We start from the raw sequence: 7,983 nt of genomic DNA, 5'->3' as shown, positions 1-7,983 counted from the left end.
TCCCCCGACATCCCCCGACATCCCCCGACATCCCCGACATCCCACCGTCTCTTTCATGAAGCGTGCCCGAGCCTTCTTCGACGAACTCAACGATCGATACCTGAAGCTCCTCAGAACCGAGGGCGCTCTTTACTGGTCGGTCTATACGGGGCAGAGCGGCGGACACGACGCCCTGGCCTCTGCTTCGCTGAACCGCAAGATGTTTGCCGGAGATGCCTCGTCTCTGGCACAGGTTCGCGAGCATCTTTCCAGACTTCGCGCGCTCAACCCATCTTCTGGCCGCGATTCGCTCGTCAGCGGGTTCGAGGGATGGGTCAAGGTTCTCGAGGCCAATGCGGTCGGGACCGATCGCGCTGTGAGCATGCTGTCCGAACTGACGGAGATGGATGCGGACCTTTTCGCCAGACGGCGGTCGTACAGGATGGTTCATATCGATGCCCACGGTCGGCTTGACGAGGCTTCTCCGTCGGCGCTGCGGAACAACCTGGCATCCAACCCGGACGAGTCTGCCCGCAGGAGCTCGCACGACGCGCTTCGCGGACTGGAACGTTGGGTTGTAGATCATGGTTTTATCGACATCGTCGGGAAACGAAACGCGCTGGCACGCGAACTCGGATACAGAAATTTCTTCGAATACCGGCTTAAAACGAATAGCGGCATCACGCCCGGGCAGTTGTTTTCCGTATTCGACGAATTCGAGCGGAATACCCGGGAAGTACACAAGAATTCGTTGAACCGGCTCGTGCGTCGACATGGCGAAAGCGCATTGCTGCCGCACAATCTGGCGTACGGCATGCGGGGCGACGCAGCGCGGCAGGGGGACGTCTACTTCCCCTTCAGCAAGGCGTTGGAGCGCTGGGCCGAATCGTTCCGGCGGATGGGCGTGTCGTTTGGCGGGGCGCGCCTCGAGATCGACTTGCTGGACCGTCAGGGAAAATTCCCGACGGGTTTCTGCATTGCGCCGACGCCCGGTTATCGTGACGATACCCGTGGCCCGATACCGGCAGACGTTCGCTTCACGTCGACGGCCCGGCCGTTTCAGCCGGGCGCGGGCCTGCGAGGACTGACCGTGCTGTTTCACGAGGCGGGACATGCCGCGCACTTTTCGAACGTGACGATGAATTCGCCGTGCTTTTCGCAGGAATTCCCGCCCAGTCCGCCGGCATTACTCGAGGCCCAGGCCAAATTTTTCGACGCCCTTCCGTCCGATCCATGCTGGTTGAAGCGCTACGCAACGGATGAAGACGGTCACTCCATGCCCGACGAGTTGATTCGGGCACGCGTGGAGAGCCGGCAGGCATGGCTCGCGCATGCGGAGCGCAGCGACCTGATACCCACGTATTTCGAATATGCGTTGTACGGCATGGACGACGCCGAACGGACGGCTGATTCGGTGCTCGATCTCGCAAGGTCGGTGACGGAGCGCATTCTCGGCATTCCCGGGCACACCGGTTATGTGCTCGCGATGCCGCATCCGATCTATCACGACATGGCCGTCTATTACCACGGCTACCTGTTGGCGAAGATGGCGGCGGCGCAAATGCGGGCGTACCTGATGGGTTCGCTTGGCTATATCGTCGACAACCCGCAAGTCGGGCGCCTGCTTGCCGGGCACTGCTGGGCGCCTGGCAATAGCGCGACGCTGGATCAAACGCTGGTTTCGTTGACGGGCGAGCCGCTCAATCCGTCTTGTCTTGCGGCCGAATGCAATCGCTCATCCGGCGATGTGTGGAAGCAGGCGCTGGATGCGCTCGATCGAAGCGGACAAGTATCGGTATCGCCGGAGTCGGGCGATCTGCATGCGTCGATTTCTATCGTTCACGGCAACGAGCGGATCGCCGGCAATGACGAATCGCTATCGGCCATGTATGCGGCGTTTGAGCGTTGGATCGATCGTCTGTCTGCAGCCCGTTAGCGGGATGAAACGGTTGGCTGCGTAGATTCGGTCGCTTTGTTTTTCAGGTTCGGTCGTGAGTTCAACCTGACGCATGAAACGGGCCCATACCGACTTTATCAATCATCTGGCATGCCGCCAGAAATACGCGACGATTACCTGTCAACGCGACTAAGCATCGCGATCGACATTGCAGCGATAGGGAAGGAAAGTCTAGCGGACCGGACCACCGACTTCGACCGCTTGCCTTTCAGCATTTCCTCTTCTCTTTGTTTTACGGCGGTTCTACTCTGAAGGCCGCGGAAAACGGCCGCCTACCTGCCATACAGGTCATTCGCGAGCTATTAGGTCCCTACATTCTCGGGCATCGGTTCCGGACCGGGCGGGGGCTTACGACACGGCAGTCGACACGAGCACAGATCGAACTTCACAAAACGATCGAAGCAGAAAGCCCGTCAAGGAAGCGTCTGAATTCGCAAAGACGCTGTAAGGAACAATGACGGGCGTCATGCCGGCACGCCGCACAAATCCCGTATTCAAAATGCATAGGTATTACCATCCTCGAATCGAGGAGGACACCTGATGTTTGATTACCTCCAGTCCCCGCACCAGCCGTATACATCGAATTCAGATGCGCCATCGCTGTATGGAAAGCAGCCCAGTCGTTGTGCATGCACAATCAAAAACGGGCCCCGTGCGCGTTGTCGAACCTCCGGCGTTCCCATGCTCCTTGCTTGCGATACGCCCGTTAAAAAAAGACCCCTCAATGCGAAGCTGGAGACGTCATGAGTCATTTTCTTGATCGCCTGCGTTATTTCACCGCCGATCGACCACAGTTCGCAGGCGGCCACGGCGCCGTCACGGACGAAGACCGGAAATGGGAGAACGCGTATCGCACGCGCTGGGCGCACGACAAGATCGTGCGCTCGACACACGGCGTCAATTGCACGGGTTCGTGCTCGTGGAAAATCTACGTGAAGGGCGGCATCGTCGCGTGGGAAACGCAGCAGACCGACTACCCCCGCACCCGCGCCGACATGCCCAATCACGAGCCGCGCGGCTGCGCGCGCGGCGCATCGTACTCGTGGTATCTCTATAGCGCGAACCGCCTCAAATATCCGCTGATACGCAGCGCGCTGGTCAAGCTCTGGCGCGAGAAGCGCTGTACGCTCGCGCCGGTGGACGCGTGGGCAGCGATTGTCGACGACGAAGCGGCGCTCAAGAGCTATCAGACCCGTCGCGGGCTGGGCGGCTTCGTGCGCGCCGACTGGAACGAAGTGACCGAAATCGTCGCGGCGGCGAACGTGCATACGGTCAAGCGTCACGGCCCGGATCGCGTGTCCGGTTTCTCGCCCATTCCGGCCATGTCGATGGTGTCGTATGCCGCCGGCTCGCGCTACCTTTCGCTCATCGGCGGCGTGTGCCTTTCGTTCTACGACTGGTATTGCGATCTGCCGCCGGCCTCGCCGCAAACGTGGGGCGAGCAGACCGACGTGCCCGAATCGGCGGACTGGTACAACTCCACGTTCATCATGATGTGGGGATCGAATGTGCCGCAGACGCGCACGCCCGACGCTCACTTCCTGGCGGAGGCCCGCTACCGCGGCGCGAAAGTCGTCTCGATCTTTCCCGACTACGCCGAAGGCGCGAAGTTCGGCGACATCTGGCTGCATCCGAGGCAGGGCACCGACGCGGCGCTCGCGCTCGCGATGGGGCACGTGATCCTCAAGGAATATCACCTCGCGGGCAAGAGCGCCTATTTCGCCGATTATTGCCGGCGCTTCACCGACATGTCCTGTCTCGTCATGCTGGTCGAGCGGGACGGCCAGTACGTGCCCGAACGCTCCCTGCGCACTTCCGACTTTGCCGACGCGCTCGGTCAGACCAGCAACGCCGACTGGAAGACCGTGGTGATCGACGCCGCGACGGGTACGTTCGCGGTGCCGGTCGGCTCGGCCGGTTTCCGCTGGGGCCAGCAGGAGGGCGGCGACCTCGGCAAATGGAATCTGCGGGAGGAAAACGCGCGGGGCGAGCCGCTCACGCCGGAACTGTCGCTCGTCACGGCGCACGATACGGTGGTCGACGTGGCGTTTCCGTACTTCGGCAACGTCGAGCATCCTCACTTCACGCATACCGGCCACCCGTCGGTGCTGAGCCGGCGCATCGGCGTGCGTCGCGTGGCCACGCGCGAAGGCGAGCGGCTCGTGGCGACCGTCTACGACCTGTTCGTCGCGAACTACGGGCTCGATCAGGGGCTCGGCGGCAAGGACGTCGCGCAAAGCTATGACGACGACGTGCCGTACACGCCGGCGTGGCAGGAAGCGATTACGGGCGTCAAGCGCGAGGACGTGATCAACATCGCCCGGCAGTTCGCCGAAAACGCGGACAAGACCCAGGGCAAGTCGATGGTGATCATCGGCGCGGGCATCAACCACTGGTTCCACATGGACATGGCGTACCGCGCCATCATCAACATGCTGGTGATGTGCGGCTGCGTGGGGCAGTCGGGAGGCGGCTGGTCGCATTACGTGGGGCAGGAAAAATTGCGGCCGCAGACGGGCTGGACCGCGCTCGCGTTCGCGCTCGACTGGAGCCGTCCGCCGCGCCAGATGAATGCGACCTCGTTCTTTTACGCGCACACGGACCAGTGGCGCTACGACCCGATGAATCCCACGGACCTGCTCTCGCCGCTCGCGGACAAGTCGGCGTACCACGGCGCGCCGATCGACTACAACGTGCGCGCGGAACGCATGGGCTGGCTGCCGTCGGCGCCGGAGCTCACGACGAATCCGCTCGATCTGGGCCGCGCGATCGGCGATCCGGGCAAGGCGGGAGAAGCCGTTGCCCGCGGGCTCAAGGACGGCAGCCTCAGGCTCGCCTGCGAGGACCCCGACGGCCCGGCCGCGTTCCCGCGCAACATGTTCGTGTGGCGTTCGAACCTGCTCGGCTCGTCGGGCAAGGGCCACGAATATTTCCTCAAGCATCTGCTCGGCACGACCAACGGGGTGCAGGGCGAGGAGACGGCGGGGCAGGGCACGCCGCGTCCCGAGGAAATCGTCTGGCACGACGAGGCGCCGCGCGGCAAGCTCGATCTGCTCGTCACGCTGGATTTCCGCATGTCGACCACCTGCATGTACTCGGACATCGTGCTGCCCACGGCCACGTGGTACGAAAAGGACGACATGAACACGTCCGACATGCATCCGTTCATCCATCCGCTGTCGGCGGCCGTCGATCCCGCGTGGCAGGCCCGCAGCGACTGGGAGATATTCAAGGGCATCGCCAGGCGTTTCTCCGAGCTGAGCGTCGGGCATCTGGGCAAGGAACGCGACGTCGTGCTCTCGCCCATCGCGCACGACGCGCCGGGCGAACTCGCGCAGCCCTTCGGCGTGGCCGACTGGAAGCGCGGTGAATGCGAGCCGGTGCCGGGCAGGACCATGCCGGCGGTGACCGTGGTCGAACGCAATTATCCCGAGACGTATCGCCGCTTCACTTCGCTCGGTCCGCTGCTGGACAAGCTCGGCAACGGCGGCAAGGGCATCGGCTGGAACACGCGGGACGAAGTGGACGAACTCGGCGACCTCAATTACCGCCACGCGAACGAGCCGGCGCTCGGCGACGCGGCTGGGCGCCCTCGCATCGAGACCGCGATCGATGCCGCCGAAACGATCCTCTCGCTCGCGCCCGAGACCAACGGCGAAGTCGCCGTGAAGGCGTGGGAAGCGCTCGGCAGGATCACGGGCCTCGAGCACGCGCATCTGGCCGAGGCGCGCGCCGACGAGAAGATCCGCTTTCGCGACATCCAGGCCCAGCCGCGCAAGATCATTTCGTCTCCCACGTGGAGCGGCATCGAGTCCGAGCACGTCTCGTACAACGCGGGCTATACGAACGTGCACGAGCTGATCCCGTGGCGCACGCTGAGCGGCCGGCAGCAGCTCTACCAGGATCACGAATGGATGCGTGCATTCGGCGAGGCGCTGTGCGTCTACAAGCCGCCCATCGATACGGGAAGCTACGCGCGCATGATGGGTTCGCGCTCGAACGGCAACCCGGAGATCGTGCTGAATTTCATCACCCCGCATCAGAAGTGGGGGATTCACAGCACCTATACCGACAATCTGCTCATGCTCACGCTTTCGCGCGGCGGGCCGATCGTCTGGATTTCGGAGCTGGATGCGCAGGCGATCGGCGTGGCCGACAACGACTGGATCGAGTGCTACAACCTGAACGGCGCGCTGTGCGCGCGCGCCGTGGTGAGCCAGCGCATTCCGCGCGGCATGGTGATGATGTACCACGCGCAGGAAAAGATCGTGAACACGCCCGGCTCCGAGATCACCGGCACGCGCGGCGGCATTCACAATTCGGTCACGCGCGTTTCGCTCAAACCCACGCACATGATCGGCGGGTATGTGCAACTGGCCTACGGCTTCAACTATTACGGCACGGTCGGATCGAATCGCGACGAGTTTCTCATCGTGCGCAAGATGAAGAAGGTCGACTGGCTCGATGCGGAAGAGACGCCGGCGGAGGCGCTGCCGTCCGCTATCCGCGAAGGAGAAACGTCATGAAGGTACGCGCGCAGATTGGCATGGTGTTGAATCTCGACAAGTGCATCGGCTGCCATACGTGCTCGGTCACTTGCAAGAACGTCTGGACGAGCCGAGAAGGCATGGAATACGCGTGGTTCAACAACGTCGAGACGAAGCCCGGCATCGGCTACCCGAAGGAGTGGGAGAACCAGGCGCGCTGGCGCGGCGGCTGGGTGCGCAAACCCGACGGCAAGATCGAGCCGCGTCTGGGCAACAAGTGGCGACTGCTCGCGCAGATCTTCGCGAATCCGCGTCTGCCCGAGATCGACGATTACTACGAGCCTTTCACCTTCGACTACGCGCATCTGCAGGATGCGGGCAACACGCGCGCCGCGCCGGTCGCGCGGCCGCGTTCGCTCGTGAGCGGCGAGCGCATGGAAAAGATCGAGTGGGGGCCGAACTGGGAGGAGATTCTCGGCGGCGAGTTCGAGAAGCGCGCGAAGGATTACAACTTCGAGAGCGTGCAGAAGGAGATTTACGGTCAGTTCGAAAATACGTTCATGATGTATTTGCCGCGCCTGTGCGAGCACTGTCTGAATCCCGCCTGCGTGGCCGCCTGTCCGTCCGGGTCGATCTACAAGCGCGAGGAAGACGGCATCGTGCTCATCGATCAGGACAAGTGCCGCGGCTGGCGCATGTGCGTGTCGGGCTGCCCGTACAAGAAGATCTACTACAACTGGCATAGCGGCAAGGCGGAGAAATGCATCTTCTGCTATCCGCGCATCGAGTCCGGACAACCCACCGTGTGCTCGGAAACCTGCGTGGGCCGCATCCGCTATCTGGGCGTGCTGCTCTACGACGCCGATCGCATCCGGGAAGCCGCCGGCGTGGCCGACGAGCAGGACCTGTATCAGGCGCAGCTCGACGTGTTTCTCGATCCGTTCGACCCCGAGGTGATCGCGCAGGCCCGGCGCGACGGCGTGCCCGCTTCGTGGATCGACGGCGCGCAACGCTCGCCGGTCTACAAGATGGCGCTCGACTGGCGCATCGCGTTTCCGCTGCATCCCGAGTACCGCACGCTGCCGATGGTCTGGTACGTGCCGCCGCTTTCGCCCATCAACGCCGCCGCGAACAGCGGCGAGCTCGGCATGAACGGCTGGCTGCCCGACGTGCAGTCGCTGCGCATTCCGCTGCGCTATCTGGCGAATCTGCTCACGGCCGGCGACGAGCGGCCCGTGCAGGCGGCGCTCGAACGGCTGCTCGCGATGCGCGCATTCATGCGCGCGCGCCACGTGGATCGCGTGGACGCCATATCGGTGCTCGATCAGGTGGGGCTTTCGCTGCATCAGGTCGAGGAGATGTACCGCTATCTCGCGATCGCGAACTACGAAGATCGCTTCGTGGTTCCGACGACGCATCGCGAGTATGCCGAGAACGCGTTCGATTTGCGTTCGTCGTGCGGTTTCTCGTTCGGTAACGGCTGTTCCGACGGCCGCAGCGAGGCGAGTCTGTTCGCGCCGAAGAGCGGCCGTCGCCGGATTCCGATTCAGGAGGTCTGAG

At 63.1% G+C, this 7,983-nt stretch carries 3 protein-coding genes; all 3 read left to right on the top strand.

Annotated elements, in window-relative coordinates; genetic code table 11:
• On the top strand, positions 1-1,915 hold a 1,915-nt coding region (locus CY652_RS03680), incomplete at its 5' end, for a M3 family metallopeptidase (RefSeq protein WP_219723700.1).
• Between the two features lie 764 nt (positions 1,916-2,679).
• Positions 2,680-6,462: a nitrate reductase subunit alpha gene (locus tag CY652_RS03675; RefSeq protein ID WP_102129319.1), complete on the top strand. Its 3,783-nt coding sequence runs from the start codon at positions 2,680-2,682 to the stop codon at positions 6,460-6,462.
• Entirely contained in the window at positions 6,459-7,982 is a 1,524-nt protein-coding gene (narH, locus tag CY652_RS03670; protein WP_102129318.1) for a nitrate reductase subunit beta, read from the top strand. Before CY652_RS03675 ends, narH begins: the two co-directional genes overlap by 4 nt.
• Position 7,983 lies beyond the last annotated feature (1 nt).

Source organism: Burkholderia sp. WAC0059 (assembly GCF_002870125.1).
Classification (GTDB): domain Bacteria; phylum Pseudomonadota; class Gammaproteobacteria; order Burkholderiales; family Burkholderiaceae; genus Paraburkholderia.
The sequence above is the reverse complement of the archived record's forward strand: the minus strand, read 5'-3'. Positions and strand labels throughout refer to the sequence as shown.

Bases quoted from the DNA above. Each gene is read 5' to 3' on its own strand.
- CY652_RS03675 (WP_102129319.1), top strand. From the start codon at position 2,680: ATGAGTCATTTTCTTGATCGCCTGCGTTATTTCACCGCCGATCGACCA.
- narH (WP_102129318.1), top strand. From the start codon at position 6,459: ATGAAGGTACGCGCGCAGATTGGCATGGTGTTGAATCTCGACAAGTGC.